Source organism: Nocardia sp. X0981 (assembly GCF_977089955.1).
In genome coordinates this window covers 4,624,115-4,649,566 of sequence record NZ_OZ372435.1, presented here as the reverse complement: position 1 = coordinate 4,649,566, position 25,452 = coordinate 4,624,115, and the positions used below count along the sequence as shown (strand labels likewise).

General features: G+C 69.5%; 2 protein-coding genes. Both read right to left on the bottom strand.

The features are described from left to right. Positions 1-68: 68 nt before the first annotated feature. Positions 69-851: an FkbM family methyltransferase gene (locus tag ACYR7D_RS20355; RefSeq protein ID WP_459546122.1), complete on the bottom strand. Its 783-nt coding sequence runs from the start codon at positions 849-851 to the stop codon at positions 69-71. Beyond that, complete coding sequence (locus ACYR7D_RS20350) at positions 845-25,291, bottom strand: non-ribosomal peptide synthetase (RefSeq protein ID WP_459546121.1); 24,447 nt, start codon at positions 25,289-25,291, stop codon at positions 845-847. The genes ACYR7D_RS20355 and ACYR7D_RS20350 overlap by 7 nt, the downstream gene beginning before the upstream one ends. Positions 25,292-25,452 lie beyond the last annotated feature (161 nt).

Here is a 25,452-nt window from a genome sequence, read left to right as displayed (position 1 = left end):
GTCGTTCGTCCATCTCCGGTCGGGTCACCACCGGGGCGCCGACTCGAACACCGGCACCCCGGCCTCACTCACGCCGGCCTGGCGGCATACACCTCGTAGAGATCGGTACCGGCCAGACTCGGGTCCTGGCGACATCGCACGGCCAGCCCGTGGCCGCTCAGCAACTCCCGGACCCGCGCCACCCGGCCCGCACTGTCGTGGACCTCCGCCACCACGGCGCGGATGCGGGACCAGTCGGCCTCGGCGATACCGCACAGCACATCCATTTCCGCCCGCTCGACATCGATTTTCAGCAACCCGATCTCGGTCTCGGGGGCGTGTTCGGCCAGGATCGCCGAGACCGTGGTGAGTTCCACCTCGATCTGCTCACCGAGGTGCAGATCGGCGGTGATGAGGGCGATCGCCTCCTCGTCCAGGCCGCTGTTGCGCAGGAACGTCCGGGTGGCCTCGTCGTCCTGATCGCGATCGGCATAGAGACCGGAATTGGCCGGCGCCTGCGGATACCAGGTGAGCGGCATGACACCGGACTCGGCGCCGACGGCGACCCGCAAGGGTAGCGCCCGGGGCACGAAAGCGGCCAGATTACGTTCCAGGCACTGATAGGTCACCGGAACCGGTTCCGCGGCGATCACACTGATCCCGGGACACCTGTCGGCGAACAGGATCGCGCCGAGCCCGATGTTCGCACCGATATCGAGCACGGTGTCCCCACGCCGCAGTCCCGCCGCCGCCGCACGGTACACACCCGACGGCGAGGTTATTTCGCCCCACAGGAACCGGGCCTCGGCGGGGCTCGGGCATGCGACCGTCCGGCCGTCGTCGAGCCTGAGCTTGTGCAGAGCATTCAGCATTCCTTCGCGAACCTTTCGATCACCGGACCGACGACCGCCAGCGCTTCCGGATGACTCAATTCGAGGTGGCGTGCGTCGACGACCGTGTTGTGGATTTCGCCGGTCACGTAGGGACGCCACGCCCGCACCAGCGCATCGGGGTCGGGATGGTCCTTTCCGGCGGTGAAGAAGACGAGATCGCCGTCGAAGATCTCCGGCCGGTAGCGGTCGGAGATATCACCGGCGGTCTCGAAGCTCGTCATCACCCGGTCCACCTGCTCGGCGGTGAACAACGCGGTACCGATCACCTGTTCCCGGACGACCGCCCACGCCTGTTCAGGGGTGTCGGCACGCACCTCGTCGCCGAGGTCGAAGAGTTCGCGCCAGCCTCCGAGCAGGTCGGCCACCAGCTCTCCCGGCCTACGGTCGTCGGTATCCTCCGCCGCGACCGTGTCCCCGGACGCGCCGACCCCGCTGTCCAGCATGGCCAGCATGGCGACTTCGCCACCGGCCCGTTGCAGCCGCACCGCTACCGCATGCGCGATCTGCCCGCCCAGCGACCAGCCGAGCAGATGGTAGGGCCCGTCCGGCTGTACCCGGCGGATCTCGGCCGCGTAGCGTTCGGCCAGCCGGTCCACCGATTCCGCACGCGGCTCACCGGCCACTACGTAGGGATCCTGCAGCCCGTATATCGGCCGTTCCTGGTGCAGATGTTCGATGAGCCCCCCGTAGGACCAGGCCAGTCCGCCCGCGGGATGCACACAGAAGACCGGCGCGCGTTTTCCGCTCGTACGCAGCGGCAGCAGGACCTGCAGACCGGAGCCGCCCTCCGCCTCGTCGGCCCGGCGTGCCAGCGCCCGCGGTGTGGCATCGTCGAACATCCACGGCAGAGCGATCGTCACCCCACGTTTCCGCAGTTCGGTCGCCACCATGGTGGCCAGCAGCGAATTGCCACCCAGGTCGAAGAAACCGTCCGAGATCCCGACCCGGGCTACTCCCAGTACCTGGGCGTAGACATCGCTGATCGCTTTTTCCGTTTCGGTACGGGGCGCGATGTACTCGCTGTCGGCCGCACCGCGATCCGGGGCGGGCAACGCCTGCCGGTCGAGTTTGCCGTTGACCGTCAGTGGCAACTCCGGCACGACCACGACGGCCGAGGGCACCATATAGCCCGTCAGTACCTCGGCCGCCGCCGCCCGGACCGCGGCGGGATCCGGGCTCTGCCCGTCGGCGGCCACCACATACCCGATCAGCTGATCGACACCCCGCTCGTGCGGACGCACCGCCGCGGCAGCCTGCGACACACCCGGATGGCGGAGCAATGCCGACTCGACCTCACCCAGTTCGATGCGATACCCGCGCAATTGGATCTGGGCATCGGCACGGCCGGCGTAGAGCAGTTCGAGACCGTGCTCGCTCCGGCGCCAGCGCCCGAGATCCCCCGACCGGTACAGCCGGGCGCCGTCCGGGGCGAACGGGTTCGCCACGAACCGGGCCGCCGTCAGTTCCGGTGCTCCCAGGTAGCCCCGGGAGAGTTGACCACCGGCCACGTAGATCTCCCCGGTGACACCGAGAGGAACCGGCCGCAGCCGCTCGTCGAGCACATAGACCCGCATACCGGGCAGCGGCGCCCCGATTCCGCCGGCCTGCGCTCCGGTGATCTCGCCGAAGGTCACGTGCACGGTGGTCTCGGTGATCCCGTACATGTTGATCAGGCGCGGTGAACCCGGTTCATGGGTACCGAACCAGCCGGCCAGCCGGGTGGCATCCAACGCCTCGCCACCGAAGACGACGTAGCGCAGCGCGAGTGCGCCGCCCCCACCGCCGCTTTCGCGGCGGTCGCGTTCTGCCGCTACGAAACCGTAGAAGGCCGACGGTGTCTGGCTCAATACCGTCACCCGCTCCCGGGCGACCAGGTCGACGAACTCCTCCGGTGAGCGGGAGACGTCGTAGTCGACCACGACCAACCGCCCACCCGACAGCAGCGCGCCCCACATCTCCCATACCGCGAAATCGAAGGCGTAGGAGTGGAACATGGTCCACACGTCGTCGGGGCCGAAGTCGAAGCGTCCGAAAACGTTCCCGAACAGGGTGACCGCTTCGCGATGGCTCACCGCCACCCCCTTGGGCCGGCCCGTGGACCCCGAGGTGTAGATCACGTAGGCGATATTGCCGGGCCGCGCGGCCGGGGCGGAGGTGGCCGGATCACCGGGAACCGCCGCCGCGCAGTCCTCGACGAGGACCACCGGGGCATCGGATCCGGGTATCGCCGCGGCCGTCCGCGCCGAGGCGAGTACCGCCGCCGGACGGGCGTCGGCCAGCACGAACCGCAGCCGCTGCGGCGGGTAGGTCACATCCAGCGGCAGATAGCCGGCGCCGGTGCGCACCACCGCGAGCAGACCGGCGACCAGATCCACCGAACGCGAAAGCGCCACGGCGACCAGGGTTTCCGGTCCGACCCCGTGCTCGGACAACCGTGCCGCTATCCCGGCGGCCCGTCGATCCAGCTCGGCATAGGTCAGCGTCGACACCCCGTCTGTCACCGCCACCGCGTCCGGGCGAGCCGCGACCCGGGCGGCGAACAGTTCCGCCAGCGTCGTCTCCGCGATCTCCGCACCGTCGTGCCCCGCCGCCGCCAGCAGCGCGCGCCGCTGCTGCGGGTCGACGAGGTCGATATCGCCGACGACCACATCCCGGTCGGCCGCCGCTTCTTCGAGAATGCGCACATACGCCCGCGCGAATCGGGTCGCCGTCTCTTCGGTGAACAGATCCGTGGCGTACGTCAGCCGTCCCACCATGCCGTCCGGGCGCCCGTTCTCGTCGAACCGCTGGGACAGTTTCATATTCAGATCGGCCTGCGCCTGGTCGAAACCGTTCTCGATCGGTTCCACCACCAGATCCGGCAGCCGCAACGCGGCCGCGCTCAGGTCCTGGACGTCCAGTGTCACCTGGTAGAGCGGCAGATGCGCGGTGGACCGCGGCGGATTCAGCGCCTCCACCACCTGCTCGAAGGGCACATCGGCGTGCCCGAAGGCGGCCAGATCCGTCTCCCGGGTGGTGGCGAGCAGTTCGGCGAACGTCTGCCGTGGCGAGATATGCGACCGCAGCACCAGCGTATTGACGAACATACCGATCAGATCGTCGAGTTCCCGCGCACCGCGGCCGGCCACCGGTGTGCCCACCGCGATATCGCTCATCCCGGAGAGCCGGGACAACAGGACCGCCAACCCGGCGTGCAGCACCATGAAGGTCGTCGCCCCCGCCGCCCGCGCCGCCGCGTCGAGCCGCGCGTGCAATACGGCGGGCAGTTCGAACTCCACGGCACGGCCGTGCAGAGAGGCCACCGGGGGCCGGGGCCGGTCGGTGGGCAGCTCGAGCAGTTCGGGCAGGCCGGCGAGGGCCTGCTTCCAGAAGCGCAGCTGCCGGGAGACCAGCGAATCGGGGTCGCTCTCCTCGCCGAGTACCTCTCGCTGCCACAGCGCGTAATCCGCGTACTGCACGGACAGTTCCGGCCAATCCGGTGCCACGCCCTGTTTGCTCGCCTGGTATGCCACCGCCACATCGCGGGCCAGTGGCAGCATCGACTGTCCGTCGGCGCAGATGTGGTGCACGGTGAGCAGCAGCACATGGTCGCGGTCACCGAGGCGGAACAATTCGGCGTGCAACGGCGGTGCCTGGGTCACATCGAAGCCCTGCGAGACCGCGGCCAGGGCCCGTTCCATCAACTGGTGTTCGTCCACCGGGAGCGGGACCAGCGCCGGGACGACCTGCGCGGCCGGGACAGCGACCTGATGCGGGGTACCGTCGGTGGTCGGGAACTTGGTGCGCAGCGACTCGTGCCGCTCGATCACCAGCTCGCAGGCGCGCCGCAGCGCATCGAGATCCAGTTCGCCGCGCAACCGGATCACCAGCGGAATGTTGTACGCGCCCACCGAGATGTCGAACTGGTTGAGGAACCACATGCGCTGCTGGGCCGGGGACAGCGGGATGAGCGCGGGCCGAGGGCGCGGTACCAGTGGGGCCCGGCCGTCGCGTCCGAGGCCGGGCAGGTTCGCCGCGAGATCGGCGACCGTCGCCGCCTCGAACAGATCCCGCACCCCGACCCGGGCACCGGTCGCCGTGCTCAACTGCGCGGCCACCCGGGTCGCCGACAGCGAATTGCCGCCGAGGTCGAAGAAATTGTCCGTCGCGCCCACCGACTCGATACCCAGCACGTGTGCGAAGACTTCCGCCACCCGCCGTTCGGCCTCGGTTCGCGGAACCACCTGTTCCCGGCCCGAATCGAAGCGCGGGGCGGGAAGAGCGAGTCGATTCAGCTTGCCCGAGGTGGTGAGCGGCAGTTCGGGGAGCACCGTGACCACTTCGGGCACCATATGCGCGGGCAGCCGGTTGCGAGCCGCCGCCCGGACCGCATCGGTATCGATACCGGGGTCACCCGCGAGATAGGCGGCGAGCCGGTCGGTGCCGTGCTCGTCCTTGCACAGGATCACCACCGCGCGCTCGACGCCGGGGTATCCGGCCAGCACGCTTTCCATCTCGCCGAGTTCGATCCGTTGCCCGCGGATCTTGACCTGGAAGTCGCGGCGGCCGAGGTATTCCAGGGTACGTGCGGAGGTCCAGCGCACCAGATCTCCGGTGCGGTACATCCGCGCGCCTGCCGCCCCGAACGGATTCGCCACGAAGGAACCCGAAGTCGTCGCCGGCCGGTTCAGATATCCCCGCCCGAGCTGGACACCCGCGAGATACAGCTCCCCCACCACACCGGTGGGCACCGGCCGCAGCCACGGATCCAGGACGAGTGCCTCGACGCCTCGGGCCGGCGCCCCGATCGTCACGGGGTCACCGGGAACCAGTGGTTCGCTCGTACAGACCAGAATGGTGGTCTCGGTGGGGCCGTAGCCGTTCAGCAGCCGCCGTCCCGGCGCCCACGCCGCCACCGTGGCCGCTGTCACCGCCTCACCGCCGGCAGCCAGCACCCGCAGTGAATCCAGCCCCTCGGGCGATATCGTGGCCAGCACGCTGGGTGTGACGAATCCGTGCGAAATCCGCTGTCGGCGTATGAATTCCGCTAATTCCGCACCGGCGAAGACATCCGGGGGCGACAGCACCAGTACCGCGCCGTTCGTATGGGCCAGCAGCACATCGAGCACCACGACGTCGAACCCGGGAGCCGAGGCCTGCATGATCCGGGCCGTGCGATCCACCGCGAACCGGTCGCGCTGCTCGGCCGCGAAATTGGCCAGCCCCTCGTGGGTTACCACCACTCCCTTGGGTGTTCCGGTGGAGCCGGAGGTGTACAGGATGTAGGCGGCATCGCGGATATGGGGGGTCCGTACCCGCTGCGCATCGGTCAGTGGTTCCGTCGCGCGGGCGGCGATCGACTCCCGGACACCCGGCTCGTCGAGCACCAGCTGCCGGACCGTTCCCGGCAGCAGTGTCCGGGTCTGTTCGGTCGTGATCGCGTACCGCACCTCGGCGTCCGCCACCATCAGCGCGATTCGTTCCGCGGGGTTGCGGGAATCGATGGGGACGAACGCGGCACCGGTTTTGGTCACCGCCCACAGGGCGGCCACGAATTCCGCCGAGCGGACCATGGCCAGCGCGATGTGATCGCCGGGCCCCACGCCCCATTCGATCAATTGCCGCGCCATCTGGTTCGTCCAGGCATCCAGCTGCGCGTAGGACAGGACATGCTCCTCCGCGATCAGCGCCGCGGCCGTGGGGTCGACGGCCGTGCCCGCCGCCAGCAGATCCGCCATCGAGCACGGGGGCACGGCGGCACCGCCCGTCGCGGGCACCAGTGCCGACCGTTCGTCCGCGCTCAGCAGGTCGAGCGCGCCGAGCCGCGTATGCGGATCGGTGACGACGGCGCGCAGTACCGTTTCCAGACGGGACGCCAGCCCGGCGGCCGTCCCATCCGGGATCCGGGCCGACTGGTAGCGGACCCGCACATGCAGCTCACCGGCATGATGTGCCTGCACCGTGAGCGGGTAGTGCGCGGCGTCACGGCCTTCGGCCGAGACCACCCGCATCCCGTCGATATCGGCCTCACCGAGACCGCTGCTGTCCACCGGGTAGGACTCGAATACGACCAGGGTGTCGAAGAGCTGGGGGCTGTGCACGGCCGCCAGGATCTGCGAGAGCTCCAGGTAGTGGTGTTCGAGCAGCCGGGTGTTGTCCGCGTGGAGCCGGTGCAGTACCTCGCCGACCGTCCGGTCGGAGCCGACCTCGACCGCTACCGGGATCGTATTGATGAACAGGCCGATCATCGATTCCACGTTCGCCAGTTCGGCGGGCCGGCCGGATACCGTACTGCCGAAGACCACCCGCGGCACGCCGAGGAAATTGCCCAGCACCACCGCCCAGGCGAACTGCACGACGGTAGCCAGGGTGACCCCCTGTGCGCGGACGAAATCCACCAGTTGTTCCGTGGTGGCGCGGTCGAGCACGATCGGCAGATCGACCGGCAGATCGGCGACGGCCGCGGTATGCGGATCGGTGATCAGGGTGGGTTCGGTGATATCGCCCAGGGCTTCCTGCCACACCCGCATACCGGCATCGTGATCCTGCCGGTCGAGCCATTCCAGATAGTCGCGGTACGACGGCGCGGGCGGGAGCAGCTCGATCCGTTCCTCCACCGCGTACAAGCCGATGAGTTCCCGGCACAGCAGCGGCAGCGACCAGCCGTCCAGCAGCAGGTGGTGCGCGGTCAGCACCAGCCGGAACTCCCGCGGCCCGGTCTCGACGAGCAGGAAACGCAGCAGCGGTGGATCGGCGGGATCGAACACCGCGGACCGTTCGGTTTCGATCAGCCGGTCCACTTCCGCCGGACGGCCGGACAGGTCGACGCTGCGCCACCGCACCGGGGTCGCGGCGGGCACGACCTGCGCGGGCACCCCGGCGGCGGTCCGCACGAAAGCGGCCCGCAGGTTGGGGTACCGGCCGAGCAGAGCCCGCGCGGCATGTTCGAAGCGGGCCGCGTCGACCGTACCCGTCAGGGTCAGTACCGACTGGGCCGTATAGACATCGAGTTCCCCCGCGGCGAGTTCGGCGTGGAACAGCAATCCCGCCTGCAGGGGCGCCGGTGGCCATACATCGATCAGCGGCCCGTACCGGTCGGCGAAGACGTCCAGATCGGCCTGGGTGACCGCGACCAGTGGAACATCCGACCGCGACAACCCCCAGTCGTGACCGCCGTGGCCGGCGATCTCGCGCAGGGCCTCGGCCCAGGTGTCGGCGAGTTCGGTGACATCTGCGGAATCGAGCAGACGCGAGGCATAGCCGAGCCGCGCGTTCAGGACGGGCCCCGCGGCGGTATCGGCGATATGCACATCGATCGTGAGCACCGCCGCCGCGGGCATATCCGGGTCGAACGCGGTATGCCGGTCGAACTCTTCGCCGGTGGGCACCCAGGCGAGCTCCGGCAGCGCGGTGAGATCGACACCCGCCCGGCCGAGATTGTTGAAACTGATCTGCGGCTCCGGCGCCGCCGCGAGCCGGTCCCGGGTACCGGGGCTCAGGTAACGCAGCAGGCCGTAGCCGATTCCTTTGTCGGGAATATCGCGCAACTGGTCCTTCACCGATTTCACCGCCGCACGCGGGTCGTGGTGGTTCACTCCGGTCAGGTCCAGGGCGACGGGATAGGTACTGGTGAACCAGCCCACGGTCCGGGAGAGGTCCGCCCCCGGAGCTATCTGCTCCTCCCGCCCATGGCCCTCCAGCAGCACCTTCAGACCCGCGTACGAACTGCCGCGGCGGCTGCGCCAACGAGTCAGGGCGACGGCGAGTCCCGCGAGCAGGGCATCGTCGGTATTTCCGCGCACGGCCGCGGGTACCGCGTCCAGCAGCGCCGCGGTCACCTCGGCCGGGAACGACAGCGTCAGATACCGCACCGTCGACTGGGTATCGACGGCCGGGTCGAGCACCCCGCGTCCGAGCAACGGGTCGGGGGCCTCGCTCATCCGCTGCCACAGGCCGGATTCACCGGCGCGCTCCGCCGCGGCATCGGTCAGGGCCCGCGCCCACCGGCGCATGGAGGTGCCCGGCGCGGGCAATTCGACGGCCTGCCCCCGAGTGATCTGCTGCCACGCGGTGGCGAAATCGGGCAGCAGAATACGCCACGAGACACCGTCGACGACCAGATGGTGGATCACGACGAGGGCACGGCCTTCGGCCGCGGCACCGGCCTCCGGCAGCAGGCACACCACCTGCAGCATCCGGCCCTCCGCCGGATCGAGGCGCTCGGCGGCCGCGCTCAGGGCCGCTTCCACCACGGCGGTGAAGCGCTCGGTACCGGGTCGCTCCTCCGCTCGGAAAGTACGGACGAGGACCGAGTCCGCCGCGTCGACCGCACCCACCGGTGGTACCCACAGGCACCCGTCGTGCATCCGGGCGCGCAGCATCTCGTGCCGGTCCAGGACGGCCTGCACGGTGGCGACCGCATCGGCGGCGCGGGCGTCGCCGGGCAACCGCACCAGCATCGATTGCGCGAACCGGTCCGCGGTGCCGATCCACTCGCGGAACCAGCTCACGATCGGGGTGGCCGGGATACCGCCCACTCCGCCGCCGGGCAGTTCGTCGAGTGTCACCGCTGTCGCGGCCTCGGCCACCTGCGCCAGCGCGCGCACGGTTTTACGTTCGAAGATATCGCGGGCCCGCACGACGATACCCGCGGATTTCAGCCGGGAGGCGAGCTGGATCGACATGATGGAATCGCCGCCCAGCGCGAAGAACGAGGTGGTCACATCCACCGAGGACACCCCGAGAACGTCGGCGAAGGCCGCGGCGACGGTCCGCTCCAGCTCGGTGGCGGGGGCCACCGCGGCGGTATCCACCGCGGCGGGGCCGGGTTCCGGCAGCGCTTTCCGGTCCACCTTGCCGGTGGAGGAGAGCGGCATCCGATCGAGCACCGTGATCGTCGCGGGCACCATATGGGCGGGCAGCACCGCGCCGAGCCGCTCGAGCACCGTGCCCGGTGCCACGACCGCGCCGTCTTCACACACGATGTAGGCCGCCAGCACGGGACGGTCACCGGGGCCCCGGCGACTCACCGTGACAGCGGATGCCACTTCCGGCAGCGCGACCAGCGCGGCATCGATTTCGCCGAGTTCGATGCGCTGGCCCCGGATCTTCACCTGGAAATCGGCGCGGCCGAGGTATTCCAGTGTGTGCCGCGGTGTCCAGCGCACGATATCGCCGGTGCGATACATCCGCGTGCCCGGCGCACCGTAGGGACCGGCGACGAACGCACCCGCCGTCGGCCCCGGGCGGTTCAGGTACCCGCGGGCCAGAGCCGGGCCGGCCAGGTACAGCTCCCCGGCCACCCCCACCGGCACCGGCCGCAGCCGCGCGTCCAGTACGAGGGCCTGCGCACCGCGGATGGGGCCACCGATATCGATCGGGCCGTCGGCGGCGACCGGTTCGCTCATCGTGATCACGATCGTCGTCTCGGTCGGGCCGTAGATATTGTGCAACTGCCGCCCGGGGGCCCAGGCCGCCACCAGCTCGGCCGGAACCATCTCCCCGCCCACGGCCAGTACCCGCACCGATGCCAGATCGGCGGGCGATACCGTCGCCAGCACGCTCGGGGTGAGGAACGCGTGCGTCACCCGATGATCCCGGATCAGCCGCGCGAGCTCGGCGCCACCGTAGACCTCCGGCGGCGAGATCACCAGGGACGCCCCCGCCGCACACGCCATCAAGGCCTCCAGCAGCACGGCATCGAAGGCCGGCGACGCCACATGCAGTACCCGCGACGACGAATCGACGCGATAACGCACCCGCTGCGCGGCGGCGAAACTCGCCAGTCCCGCATGCGTGACCACCACACCCTTCGGCTTCCCGGTCGAGCCGGAGGTGTAGATGACGTACGCCGCGTCCTGTACGCGGGCACGCCGCGGTTCCGCGGCCGCACCGAGGCGGCCGGGCCGCGCGGCGATCTCGGCCGCGCACCGCGGATCGTCGAGTACCAGCCACGGGATACCGTCCGGCAGCGACGGCAGCGCGGCCTCGACCGCGATACCGAACGCTACCGCGGAATCGGCGAGCATATGCGCGATCCGCTCCCGGGGATAGCGCAGGTCCACGGGGACGAAGGTGGCACCGGTCTTCGCGATCGCCCACATGGCGATCTGATAGTCGACCGATCGCGGCACGGCCAGCGCCAGGTACACCCCCGGTCCGGCCCCGCGGTCGAGCAGGTGGGCGGCCAGCCGGTCCGAACGCCGGTCGAGCTCGGCGTAACAGATAGTGCCGGACTCCCCGATGAGCGCGGTCTCGGCGGGATGCGCGGCCACGGCAGCGGCCAGCAGATCCGGCAGCAGGCACGCCGGTGCGGGATCGTCACCACGAGCCGGTACCAGCTGTCCGGCTTCCGCGGTGCCGAGCAGGTCGACGGCACCGACCGCCGCGCCCGGGTCCGTGGTGACCGCTTCGAGAACACGCAGGTACCGCTCGGCGAACGCCGCCGCGGTCGAGGTATCGAACAGATCGGTCGCGTAGACGATCTCACCATCGATACCGGCGGGCCGCCGCGCGTCGAACCGCTCGCTCAGCACCACCGTCAGATCGGTTTTGGCCTGGGCGAGGCCGGGATCGAGCGGCTCCACGCCGATACCCGGCAGCTCGAACCGTGCCCCGGCCATGGTCTGCAGTCCGAACATCACCTGGTAGAGCGGCGTGTACGCCGTCGACCGGGTGCGGTCGAGGACATCGACCAGCCGTTCGTAGGGGACATCGGCGTGCGCGAGGGCCTCGAGGTCGACCCGGCGTACCGCGGCGAGCAGCTCCCGGAACGAGCGGTTCTCGTCGATCCGGGTGCGCAGCACCACGGTGTTCACGAACATGCCGACCAGATCGTCCAGCGCCCGCCGGCCGCGGCCGGCGACGGGGGTGCCGACCGAGATGTCGTCACTGTGCGCGGTACGCGCCAGCAGGATCGCCAGCGCCGCGTGCAGGACCACGAAAACGGTGACGCCTTCGTCATGCGCCAACCGGACGACGGCATCGTGCAGCCGCGGCGGTATACCGAAACCGATACTGTCCCCGGCCGACGAGACGACGGCGGGCCGTGGCCGGTCGGTCGGCAGGCCGAGCAGTTCGGGCGCGTCGCCGAGAACACGGGTCCAGTAGGCGATCTGGCGCGAGATCAACGAGGCCGGATCGTCCTCCGCGCCGAGCAGCTCCCGTTGCCAGAGCGCGTAGTCGGCGTACTGGACCTCCAGAGGCTCCCACCGCGGTGACCGCCGCCGCGCCCGGGCCGTATAGGCGGTGAACACATCGCGAGCCAGTACGGGCATCGAGGCACCGTCGGCGGCGATATGGTGCACCACCAGCACGAGGACATGCTCATCGGCTCCGGTGCGGTACAGCCGGGCCCGCACGGGTGCCGCGCCCGCGACATCGAAACCGGCCTCGGCGGTCCGCCGGATCCGCTCGGCCAGTTCGGCCTCGTCGGCCACCGGTTCCGGGGCCGGCAGCAGATCGTCCCGCAGCGCGGCGGCGTCCCGTACGACCTGATGCGGTTCCCCGTCGAGCGCCGGGTACACGGTCCGCAACGGTTCGTGCCGCACCAGGACATCCCGGAACGCCGCCCGCAGCGCCGCGGTGTCCAGCGCTCCGGTCAACCGGGCGGCGAAACAGATGTTGTAGGCCGCCGACTCGGTGTCGTACTGGTTGAGGAACCACATCCGCCGTTGCGCCGCCGCCAACGGGATCGCGGCCGGGCGTGACCGTGGTGCCAGGGGAAGCGATGCGGAAGCCGACCGGTCGGCGACGCGCTCGGCCAATCCGGCGACGGTCGGCTCCTCGAAGATATCGCGGATACCGATCTCCACCCCGAGAGCCGCTTCGGCCCGCGCCGCGATCCGGGCGGCCGACAGTGAATCGACTCCGATTTCGAAGAGGTCGGCCGTCACACTCACCTGCTCGGCGCCGGTGATACCGGCGACCACCTCCGCCAGTACGGTCTCGCGCTCGGTGCGGGGCGCGACGAATTCCGTCTCGTCCTCGTATACGGGCGCGGGCAGCGCGGCCCGGTCCACTTTGCCGTTGGCGGTGAGCGGTATGGACTCCAGCACCTGAACGGTGTCGGGTACCAGATACGACGGCAGGCTGCGGGTGAGACGCTTCCGGATCACGCGGCCCGCCACGGTCTCCTCGGGAGCCGGGGTCACATAGGCGACGATCCGGCCCGCCGTCACGAGCACGACGGACCGGGATATCTCCGGCAGCGCGCACAGCGCCGCTTCGATATCGCCCGGCTCCACCCGCTGCCCACGGACCTTCACCTGGAAATCGCCGCGGCCCAGGAATTCGAGGTGCCCGGCCTTGGTCCACCGGACCAGATCGCCGGTGCGATACAACCGCTCGCCCGGCTCGCCGAACGGATGCGCGACGAAAGCCGAGCAGGTGAGGCCGGGGCGCCCGTGGTATCCGCGGGCCAGCTGAACACCGGAGACATACAGTTCACCGGTCACACCGAGCGGTACGGGACGCAGCCGGGAGTCCAGGACGTAGACACGCATCCCCGTAACCGGTGTCCCGATCGCAACCGTGGCACGGGTGGTCGCTTCCGGTGAACACCGATGGGCCGTGACCACCTCCGCTTCGGCGGGCCCGTACCAGTTGACCACTTCGGCGTTCGCGAATACGGGTGCGGCGGCGGCGACGGTCCGCTGGGCCAGGGCCTCACCGGCGACGAATATCCGGCGCAGCGACGGCAGCGGGGTCCGGGTGGTCTCGAGAAGCACGTCCAGCATCGACGGAACGAAGTGGACCGTGCTGATCCGGTGACCGGCCAGCACCCGGGCCAGATACTGCGGGTCACGATGCCCGTCCGGTTCGGCGATGACGATCTGCGCACCGGTTTGCAGGGGCCAGAACAGTTCCCATATCGCGATATCGAAGGTGATGGGTGTTTTGAACAGCACCGTATCGGAGGCATCGTGCGGCCACTGCCGCTGTGCCCACGCCAATTGGCTCACGGTCGCGGCATGGGTGAGCGCGACGCCCTTCGGAGTGCCGGTCGATCCGGAGGTGAACAGGACGTAGGCGAGGTTGTCCGGCCGCAGCGGCGCGCGGCGCCGCGTATCCCCGACCGGTGTATCGCCCTCGTCCGCCGGATCCCTCCGGTCGATCCGCTCGGATCGGCACCGCGCGGGCAGGTTCCCGCCGTCCGCCGTGGTGGTGAGGACCAGCAGCGGCCGGGCCGTATCGAGTACCCGGGCGATCCGCGCGGCCGGGTGGTCCGGGTCGATCGGCAGGAAGGCGGCCCCGGCCTCGACCACCGCGTACAGGGCGACGACCAGATCGGCGGAACGACGGATCGCCACCGCCACAAGGGTGTCCGGTCCGGCGCCGAGCGCGACGAGCCGACGGGCGAGCCGGGCGACCCGGCCGTGGAATTCCCGATAGGTCCACACCGTACCGTCCGGATGGCGCAGCGCCGGCGCGTCCGGGGTACGCGCGACCTGCTCGGCGAAGAGATCGGCCAGGGTGCGGCCCGCGGCGGCGGGACGCGCGCAGCCGTTCCACCGGTCGAGCATCAGCTGCCGGTCCGCGGCGTCCAGCAGCTCGACCGCGCCGACCGCCGAGTCGATATCGGTCGCGGCGGCGTCGAGGACACGCACGAACTGTCCGGCGAAACGCCGAACCGAATCCTCGTCGAAGAGGTCGCGCGCATAGGTGAGGCGCACCGCCATACCGACCGGCTCGTTGTGGGTGCCGTAATCCTCGGTCATCATGAGCAGCAGGTCGTAGATCGCGGCGCTGTCGTCGGGGTCGAGGTTCTCGACGGTGAGCCCGGGGAGTTCGATACGGGCCCGGTCCATGTTCTGGTACGCGAGCATCACCTGGAACAACGGCGTATAGGCGGTGGACCGGGTCGGCTGGAGCGCTTCCACCAGCTGCTCGAACGGCACCGTCGCATGATCGAAGGCCGCGATATCGGTGCGTCGTACCTGCTCGAGCACCTCCCGGAAGCTCCGTTGCGGGGTCACCCGGGTCCGCATCACCAGGGTGTTCACGAACATCCCGACGAGACCGTCGAGCGACCGGTGGCCGCGGCCCGCGTGCGGCACCCCGATGGTGACGTCGTCGCTGCCGGACAACCGCGCCAGCAGTATCGCGAGCGCGGTGTGCGCCACCATGAAGGTCGTGACACCGGCCCGGCGAGCCAGGGTCTGCAGCCGGCTGTGCAGCTCTCCCGGAACAGCGATCCGGACGACCCCGGCGCGCCGGCTGCGCTCGGAGCGCCGGGGCCGATCGGTGGGCAGCTCGAGCACATCGGGTATCCCCGCGAGCTGTGCGCGCCAATAGGCGAGTTCACGGCCGGCGAGGGAATCCGGATCCGCCGCCGATCCGAGCACCTCCCGCTGCCATATCGCGTAGTCGGCGAACTGCAGTGCCAGTGGTTCCCACTCCGGCCGAGCCCCGTGGGAACGGGCGCGATAGGCGGCGACGAGGTCGGCGGCCAGCGGAGCCACCGAAAAACCGTCGCAGCTGATGTGGTGCACGGCCAGCGCGATCACCCAGGCCTCGTCCGACAGCTGATACAGACCGCCGCGTACCGGCACACCCCGGGATACGTCGAAGCCACGGTCGAAGAGCTCCGACAGGCGGCGCGGCAGCTCGCTCTCGCCGATCGGCTCCGGGGTGAGGTTCCAGTTCGTGACGAGATCGCGGGCCGGAAGCACCACTTGGACCGGCGCACCGTCGACGGCCGGATACATGGTGCGCAGGCTCTCGTGCCGCTCGAGCACATCCTCGACGGCCGCGGTGAGGGCCGTCGGATCGAGAGCACCTTCGAGCCGGAGTGCCAGCGGCACGACATAACCGGGCGAATCCGGTTCGAACTGGTTCAGGAACCACATCCGGGCCTGCGCCGGGGACAGCGGGAGATATTCGGGGCGCCGGCGCGGCGCCGGCGCGGAAAGTCCCGGTGCCGCACGCAACCGTATGATCCGTTCGGCGAGGTCGGCGACCGTGGGCGCCTCGAAGATCACGCGCACCGCGATGGTGACGTCGAGAATATCGCCGATCCGGCTCAGGGCTCGGGTGGCCAGCAGTGAATTACCGCCGAGTTCGAAGAAATCGTCGTCCGCGCCTATATCCGGCAGCTCGAGCAGTTCACCGAAGACCGTGGCCACCGTCTGTTCGAACAGTCCCCGCGGTGCCCGGTATCCGACCGCGCGCTCGGTGGGGTCGGGTGCCGGCAACGCCCGGTGATCGACCTTGCCGTTCGCGGTGAGCGGGATCGAATCGATCCGGATCACCGCGGACGGAACCATATAGGCGGGCAGCCGTTCCAGCAGGAAACCGCGGATCTGCCTGCTGTCCGGTGCCACCGCGGCGACCACATAGGCCACCAGGCGCTGTTCGCCGCCGTCGGTGCGCACCTGCACCACAGCGGCGTCCACCTGCTCATGCGCCACCAGCGCGGCCTCGATATCACCGAGTTCCACCCGCAGACCACGGATTTTCACCTGGGTATCGGCCCGGCCGACGTAGCGCAGACAGCCGGCGGAATCCCAGCGCACCAGATCGCCGGTGCGGTACAACCGGTCGCCGCACGCGCCGAGCGGGTCGGCGACGAATGCCGCGGCGGTCGGAACGGGGCGTTCGTGATATCCGCGGGCCAGCTGGACACCGCCCAGGTACAGTTCGCCGGTCACCCCGGGCGGGACCGGGCGCAACCGCGCATCCAGCACGCGGACCAGCACATTCGCCTCGGGCACACCGATCGGCACCGCGGTACCCGTCACCGATTCGACGTGGTGAGCGGTAACACTGACCGCGGCCTCCGTCGGACCGTAGAGATTATCGATACGCGCGGTGCCGAACTCGCGGAACCGCCGGACGGTTTCGACCGGGAGCGCCTCACCGATGCACAGCACGCGGCGCAGATCCGCGTAGTCGTCGTGGGCGACAGCGAGGAACTCGGTCAGGAGGGAGGGCACGAAATCCACCGTGGTGACCCCGTGTACGGCTATCAGCCGGGCCACCGCCGCGGGATCGCGATGCGCTTCGGGGCCGGCGACCACCAGAGCCGCACCGCACGTGGCGGCGGAGAACAGCTCCCAGACGGAGAGATCGAAGGTCACCGGGGTGCGCCACAGCAGCACATCGGAAGCGTCGAGACCGTAGTGGTCCCGCATCCAGCAGAGTTGATTCACCACCGCGGCATGGGGAACGGCCACCCCCTTCGGCACCCCCGTGGATCCGGAGGTGTAGAGGACATAGGCCAGGTCCTGCGGACGCAACGGACGGATCCGGTCGGCGTCGGTCACCACGGCGGTGCCCGTATGTTCCGCGGCGAGTTCGGTGACCGGCCATACCGATACGTCGCCGGGCAGGTTCGTCTCGTCCCCGCGCCGGGTGAGCACCGCCGCGGCCCGGGCGCCGGTGAGAACCGAGCGCACCCGTTCCGCCGGATGATCCGGGTCCACGGGCAGATAAGCGGCACCGGCGGCGTGCACAGCGTAGAGCGCCGTCAACAGATCCACACTCCGGTGCATCGACACGGCGACCACGGCTCCCGGGCCGACCCCCCGGCCGATCAGCGCGCGCGCCAGGCGGTTCACCCGCGCCCCGAATTCGCGGTAGGTGATCCGTTCGCCGCTCTCGGCGTCGATCAGGGCCGTGTTGTCCGGCGTGGCGCGCACCTGCGCGGCGAACAGGTCGGCGACCGTGGCCGGCGCGGGCCGGGTGACCGGCCCGCTCGAACAGGCGGCCAAGGCGCGTCGCTCGGCTTCGGTCAGCAGGTCGATATCGCCGACGGTTCCGGTGGGATCGGCGACCACGGCCCGCAGCAGCCGCAGATAACGGTCGAAGATCGCGACTATCGACGATTCGTCGAACAGATCGGTGGCGTAGCCGAATTCGACCGCCATACCGCCCGGCTCCCCGTCGCGCACCGGTGTATCGACGAGACCGAGATGCAGATCGAATTTGGCCACACTCGGATCGGCCATTCGCGCCGTTGCCGTCAGACCGTCGAAACGTATCGTCGGTATCTCGATGTTCTGGAACGAGAACCCCACCTGTGTCAGCGGAGCGTGGGCGGTCGAACGCGGGGGGTTGAGCACTTCCACGAGACGTTCGAACGGGATATCGGCGTTGTCGAAAGCGGCCAGATCCGCAGCCCGGACCTGTTCGAGGATTCCGGTGAACGAGGCGCCGGATTCGACGCGGGTCCGCAGTACGAGCGTATTGACGAACATGCCGACGAGGCCGGTGAGGCCCGGCTCACCGCGGCCGGCGATCGGCGTCCCGACGGCGATATCACCGGTCCCCGACAACCGCGCCAGCAGCACGGCATACGCGGCGTGCATCACCATGAAGACGGTGGTGTCATGGGCTCGGGCCAGCTCGGCCACCGCGCGATGGAGATCGGCCGGCACTGTCGTGGAGACGGTCGCGCCCCGGAAGGTTTGTTGCGCCGGGCGCGGCCGGTCGGTGGGCAGGTCCAGCACTTCGGGCAGACCGGCCAGCGCCGAACGCCAGTATTCGGTCTGCGCCACCGTCGGGCTACCCGGCTCGTCGTCGGTACCGAGCAGTTTCCGCTGCCACAGCGTGTAATCCGCGTACTGCACGGGCAGCGGCGCCCACTGCGGCGCACGGCCGCGGGAGCGGGCCTCGTAGGCGGTCATCAGGTCGGCGGCGAATGGCGCCAGCGAGGATCCGTCGAAGCTGATGTGGTGGACGACGAGAACGAGTACGTGTTCATCCGGCGCGCTGCGCAGCAGGGTGATCCGCAACGGCACCACACGGGTGACGTCGAAACCGGCGGTGATCTCGGCGGCGATACGGTCCTCGACCTCCGCCGCCGCGACCGGCACCGGTTCCAGCACGGGCAGCGCCGACTCCACCGGAACGATCAGCTGATACGGTCCGCTGTCGCTGTCCGGATAGCGTGTCCGCAGCGTTTCGTGCCGGTCGAGGAGATCGGCGACCGTCGCCTGCAGGGCGGCCACATCGAGGTCGCCCGAAAGGTGGAGGACCAGTGGGATGTTGTACAACGCCGAATCGGTGTCGAACCGGTTGAGGAACCACATACGGGTCTGCGCGGGTGACAGCGGGATACGATCCGGACGCTGCTGTGCCACCAGCGGTTCCCGCGCGACGGATTCGCTGGACCGCAGATGTTCGGCCAGCTCCGCGACGGTCGGCGCGTCGAAGATCGTCCGCAGCGCCATATCGGCTTCGAACGCGGCACCCAGTTGCGTCACGGCCCGGGTGGCCGACAACGAATTACCGCCCAGTTCGAAGAAATTGTCGAAGGCGCCCACCCGTTCGAGACCGAGCACGGCGGCGTACACATCGGCAACGGTGCGCTCGGCCGCGTCCCGCGGTGCCACGAATGCCGTACCCGAAGTGCCGAACACCGGCGCGGGCAGCGCGGCGCGGTCGACCTTGCCGACCGGTGACAGCGGCAGCGCATCGAGCACGACCACCGCTTCCGGAACCATATGCGCCGGCAGTCGCTCCGCCGCGTACGCCGACAGTTCCGCGGGATCGATACCGGCCGCGTCCGGTACGACATAGGCGGCCAGGCGCGTACCGTGCGCGGTGGCCACACCCACGGCCAGGGCGACCGTTATCCGCGGGTGCCCGGCGAGGACGGTTTCGATTTCGCCCAGTTCGATGCGCTGGCCCCGGACCTTGACCTGGAAATCGGTGCGTCCGGCGTATTCGAGAGTGCGCTCATGGGTCCAGCGCGCCAGGTCCCCGGTCCGGTACATGCGGGTACCGGGCGGACCGTACGGCGCGGCCACGAATGTGGTCGCCGTGGCGCCCGGGCGGTCGAGGTAGCCGCGGGCCAGCTGCACCCCGGATACGTACAGCTGTCCTGTCACCCCGATCGGCACCGGCCGCAGCCCACCGTCGAGTACCACGGCTTCGACACCGCGGATGGGGCCACCGATCGTGACACGCTCGCCTGCTCGCAACGGGTCGCTGATCGCGACCATGATCGTGGTCTCGGTGGGACCGTATCCGTTGAACAGTTCCCGGCCGGGTGCCCACTCGGCCACGATCTCCGCCGGTACCGCCTCGCCGCCGGCCACCAGAACGCGCAGTGAATCCAGTCCGTCCGGCGATATCGTGGCCAGCACACTGGGGGTCACGAACGCATGCGTGACCCGCTGGGTACGGATCAATTCGGCCAGCTCGGGGCCGGCGAAGACCTCCGGCGGCGATATCACCAGTGCCGCGCCGTTGGCATGAGCCATCAGCAATTCCAGGACGACGGCGTCGAATCCCGGCGCCGCCAGTTGCAGCACCCGCGCGGCCGGCTCCACCCGGTAACGGTCATGTTGTTCGGCGGCGAAATTCGCCAGGCCCTCGTGGGTGACGGCAACACCTTTCGGGGTGCCGGTGGAACCGGAGGTGTAGAGCACATAGGCCGTGTCCCGGATACGACACGGGCGCAGCCGCTCCGCGTTCGTCACCGCCGCCGCCGGATGCGCGGCGATCACGGTCTCGGTCTCCGGTTCGCCGAGCACCAGCGCCCGCACCGACCCCGGAAGCAGATGCCGCGCCGCGCCCACCGTCAGGGCCACTCGCACTCCGGCGTCGACGAGCATCAGCGCCACCCGTTCGGCCGGATTCCGCGGATCCACCGGAACGAAGGCCGCACCGGTTTCGATCACCGCCCGCATTCCCACCACGAAATCGGCTGAACGCGCCATCACGAGAGCCACATGATCACCCGGACCGATTCCCAGACCGATCAGCTCACGCGCTATCCGGTTCGACCGGGACGCCAGCTCGCCGTAGGACATGGTGCGGTCCTGCGAAACGACCGCCACCGCCGCGGGATCCCGCACCGCCAGCACCTCGGCCAGAACACGCGGTGTTTCGGCGGGACCGCCGGTGGCCGGTACCAGTCCGGCCCGCTCCGCCTCCGAGAGCAGGTCCACCGCACCGATACGGGCCCGGGGATCGGCCACGACCGCCGCGAACACCCGGTTCAGCCGCGCGGCCAGTTCTTCGGCAGTGCCGCGCTCGAACAGATCCGTCGCATAGTCGATCCGCAGGGGGATATCGCCGTCACCGGCGGTGTTCTCCGCAACGGTCACGATGAGGTCCACCTTCGCCGGCTGCGGACCCGCATCGAGGATCTCCACGGTCGATCCGGACAGCTCCAGCCGCGGGCGGTCCATGTTCTCGAAGGCGAGATACACCTGGCACAGCGGTGCGTACGCGGTCGACCGCTGCGGGTCGATCTCCTCCACGAGACGTTCGTAAGGGAGATCGCTGTTGGCGAAGGCGTCCACGTCGATATCGCCGACGCGGGTCAGGAAGGACGCGAAGGTCTCCTCGGCGCGCACCTCGGTCCGCAGCGGCACCGTATTGACAAACATACCGACCAGCGGTTCCAGCGCCTGCTCACCGCGGCCCGCCACCGGAGTCCCGATGGTGATGTCCGGCGAGCCCGAGAGCCGCGCGAGCAGCACCGCCAGGGCGGCATGGACGACCATGAAGGTGGTGACGTTCGCGGCCCGGGCCAGCCGTTCGATTCCGGCGAAGACGCCGGCCGGGATCACGGTCTCCGCTCGGGCACCGCGCATGGAGCGCCGGGCCGGGCGCGCATGGTCGGCGGGCAGTTCCAGCAGGGGCGGTTTGCCTGCCAGCTGCGCCGTCCAGTAGGTCAGCTGGCGCGCGGCGAGCGAGTGCGGATCGTTCTCGTCGCCCAGCACGTCACGATGCCAGCTGCTGTAATCCGCGTATTGCACCCGCAGCGGCTGCCAATCCGGAGTCTTGTCCTGGGCCCGCGCCTCGTAGGCGCCCGCGAGATCGGCGGCCAGGGGGCGCAGCGAAGCGCCGTCGCAGCAGATATGGTGCAGGACCACCACCAAGACGTGCCGGCGTCGATCCCCGGAGGCCAGCAGCGCGCTGCGGACCGGCGGCCGTACGGTCACATCGAAACCGAGCGAGGCCAATTCGCCGATACGTCGCCCGAAATCTCCGGGATCGGCCGTCTCGGGGGTGAGGTCCAGCGCGGCGACGACCTCCCCGGCCGGCAGCACGACCTGTGTCCCCACCCCCGCCACGGCGGGGTATACGGTGCGCAGGGCCTCGTGCCGGTCGATCACATCGGTGAGCGCGGCCCGCAGGGCGGCGAGATCGAGGCGCCCGGTCACCTGCACGACCAGCGGAATGTTGTAGGCGGCCGAGGCCGGATCGACCTGGTTGATCAGCCACATGCGGTTCTGCGCCGGGGCCAGCGGTACGTGCTCGGGCCGGGGCCGGGCATGCAGGGCGAGCCGCCCGGACCGGGGCGCGGCCGCGATATGCGCGGCGAGTTCGGCGACCGTCGGCTTACCGAACAGATCGCGCACCGACACCTCACACCGGGTCAGCTCCGCGATCCGGACGGCGGCGCTGGTCGCGCTGAGCGAATTACCGCCCAGTTCGAAGAAATTGTCCAGGACACCGGCCCGTTCGATACCCAGCACCTCGGCGAACACATCGGCGATCGTCTCCTCCACCGCCGTACTCGGCGCCACATAGGCCGCGGCGGAATCGAACACCGGTTCGGGCAGCGCGCGGTGGTCGACCTTGCCGTTCACGGTCAGCGGCAGTTCGGGCAGCACCATGATGCTCGCCGGAACCATGTACTCCGGCAGCACGGCCGCCACATGCGCGCGCAACCGGTCGACGGTGACCGTACCGGCGGCCACCACATAGGCGACCAGCCGGGCCGCTTCGGTATCCGGGCGATGTACCACGACAACCGCCGCCGCCACCGTGGGATCGGCGAGCAGCACAGTGCGTATCTCGTCGAGTTCGATCCGGAATCCGCGCAACTGGACCTGCTGGTCGGCCCGGCCCCGGTATTCCAGTTCGCCGCGGTGGTTCCGGCGGGCCACATCACCGCTGCGGTAGAGTCGCTCACCCGGTGCGCCGAACGGGTCGGCGACGAAACGTGCCGCGCTCAATCCCGGACGACCGAGATACCCGCGGGAAAGCTGAGCACCCGATACGTACACCTCACCCCAGGCACCCAGGGGCGCCGGACGCAGCCGTCCGTCCAGGACGTATGTGCGCAGCCCCGGCAGGGCGGTCCCGATCGCGCTCGGCGCGCCCGGTACCGCGTGCGCCGGCGTCAAGGGCAGGTAGGTGACGAAGACCGTGGTTTCGGTGATCCCGTAGCTGTTGACCAGGACCGGCGACCGCGGGCTGCGTTCGTACCATTCGCCGAGTCCCGCCGGATCCAGCCGTTCACCCGACAGAACGACCGTGCGCAGCGCGAGTTCCCCCTCGGGCTCCCCCGCTGTCGCGTATCTTTCCCGAGCCGCCGTGAACTGCTGGAAAGCCGAGGGGGTCTGATTGAAGATCGTCACCTTCTCCCGGGCAGCCAGCCGCACCACCTCATCCGGCGAGCGCGTGGTCGGCCCGTCCACGACCACCACCCGCCCGCCGGAGACCAATGCGCCGAAGATCTCCCATACCGAGTAGTCGAAGGCGAACGAATGGAACAACGTCCATACATCTCCCTGCCGGACACCGATTTCGGCGCAGGCGTTCACCAGATAGGTCACGACGGCGCGGTGGTCGATCGGCACACCTTTCGGCCGGCCCGTCGATCCGGAGGTGTAGATGACATAGGCGAGGTTGCCGGGACGCAGGGGGCGGAGCCGATCGGCATCGGTGAGCGGGGCCGCGGAGGTCTCGCCGGCATCGGTGTCGAGCTCGTCGAACAGCACCACGGAGGCCGGACCGGGCGGGAGCTGCTCGTGTACCTCGCGTTTCGTCAGCACCAGGACCGGACCGGCATCGTCGAGCACATAGGCCAGCCGGTCGGCGGGATGCGCGGTGTCCAACGGCAGATAACCGGCTCCCGCTTTCAGGACCGCCAGCGCGGCGACGAGCAGATCGGTGTCCCGGGGCATCGCGATGGCCACCAGGGTTTCCGGCCCCGCCCCGCGCGCCACGAGCGCGCGGGCCAGCCGGTTCGACCGTTCGTCCAGCTCGCGGTAGCGGAGCGTGGTCGTGCCGTCCCCGACGGCCACGGCGGACGGTGTGGCCGTCACTTGCCGGGCGAGCAGGTCGACCAGGGTCGCGTCGGAACGCGTACCGTCCCGGCCGGCGAGGTCGCCCACGATCCGCCGTTCCTCGGCGGAATCGACGAGCGGGAGATCGGCCACCGGTGTGTCGAGGGGTGATTCCATCAGCCGCCACAGGAAGTCCACGAAACGGCCGGTGTGCAACTCGAGTTCGTCCTGACCGTACAGATTCGCGTTGCCGTGCAGTTCGAGGAGCAGCGGGCCATCGGCTCCGGGCCGGTAGAGATTCAGTTGCAGATCGTCGAGTGCCCCCGAAGTGAGCGCCCGGTAACGGCCGACCGCCGAGCCGAGCCGGATCTCGGATTCGAAGAACAGGATATTGACCACCGGCCCGAACGAGTTCGCCGCCGTATCGGTGCCGGGTACCTCCCGGCGCAGATCCTCGAACCGGTAGAGCTGGTGCCGGATCGCCGCGACGAGTTCGGTCACCGATGCCCGGACCAGCTCCTCCACGGTGGTCTCCGGGGTGAGGGTGAAGCGGATCGGCACCATATTCGCCAGCATCGCGGCGGTTTTGCGCAACCGGTGGGTCACCCGGCCGCTCACCGGCATGGACAGCACCACATCGTCGGTACCGGTCATCCGGGCGAGGAAGGCCGCGAACGCGGCGACGACGACCTGCGCCGGTGAGGCACCCAGGTTCTCGGCGAAACGTTCGAGCAGCCCGGACAATCGGGGCGGAAGTTGCCGACCGGCAATACGGTCGGCAGTGCTCCAACGGGCGCTGCGTCCCGACAGGCTCGGCGGCGACGGGAGGCCGGCGACCCGGCCGAGCCAGTATGCCCGGTCGGATTCGAACCGGGGCCCGGTGCGATAAGCGTGTTCCGCTTCGGCGATTTCGCGCAGGCTCGCCGCCCCCAACGGTGGCGGCTGTCTGTTCTCGAGGATCGCGTTGTAGTGCTCGGTCATCCGGGTCATGACGTTGAACGCGCCGTAACCGTCGATCACGAGGTGGTGTGCGCGCGCGTACCAGAGGTAATGTTCGTCGCCGATCCGGATGAGCCGCATCGCGGTGAGCCGGTCCCGGGCGAGGTCCACCGCTCTGGTGCTGTAATCGCGGCGCATCCAGTCCATCGCCGCCGCGAACGGGTCGTCCGCGGACCGCAGATCGAGCACCGATTCGGTATAGGTGATGCTGTGGTCGACGAATTGGTAAGGGCGGCCCTCGGATTCGACGACCCGCACTGTCAGCGATTCGATCTCCTCCCCGGCGATATTCACCGCCTCGGTGAAGACATCGACGTCTATCGCACCGTCGATCTCGATATAGTGGGCGATGTTGACAGCCGGCCTGCCGGGCACATTCTCCGCCAGCCACATGCTGTACTGCGCCCGTGACAGCGGTATCAGCTCCAGATCGTTGTCGACGGCCGCGGCCGACTCGAGGTTCATCCCGTACCCTCTCGCTCAGACTCGGAGGCACCGGAGCACAGCAGAACCACGCCCCCTGCACATGCTCGGAACTGCCCGTGTACGCACTTCATCCAGATCGAAGCCGTGTCCATACGCCCCGCCGCCGGACACGTGGAAGAGCAAAAAGCTATAACACCTTG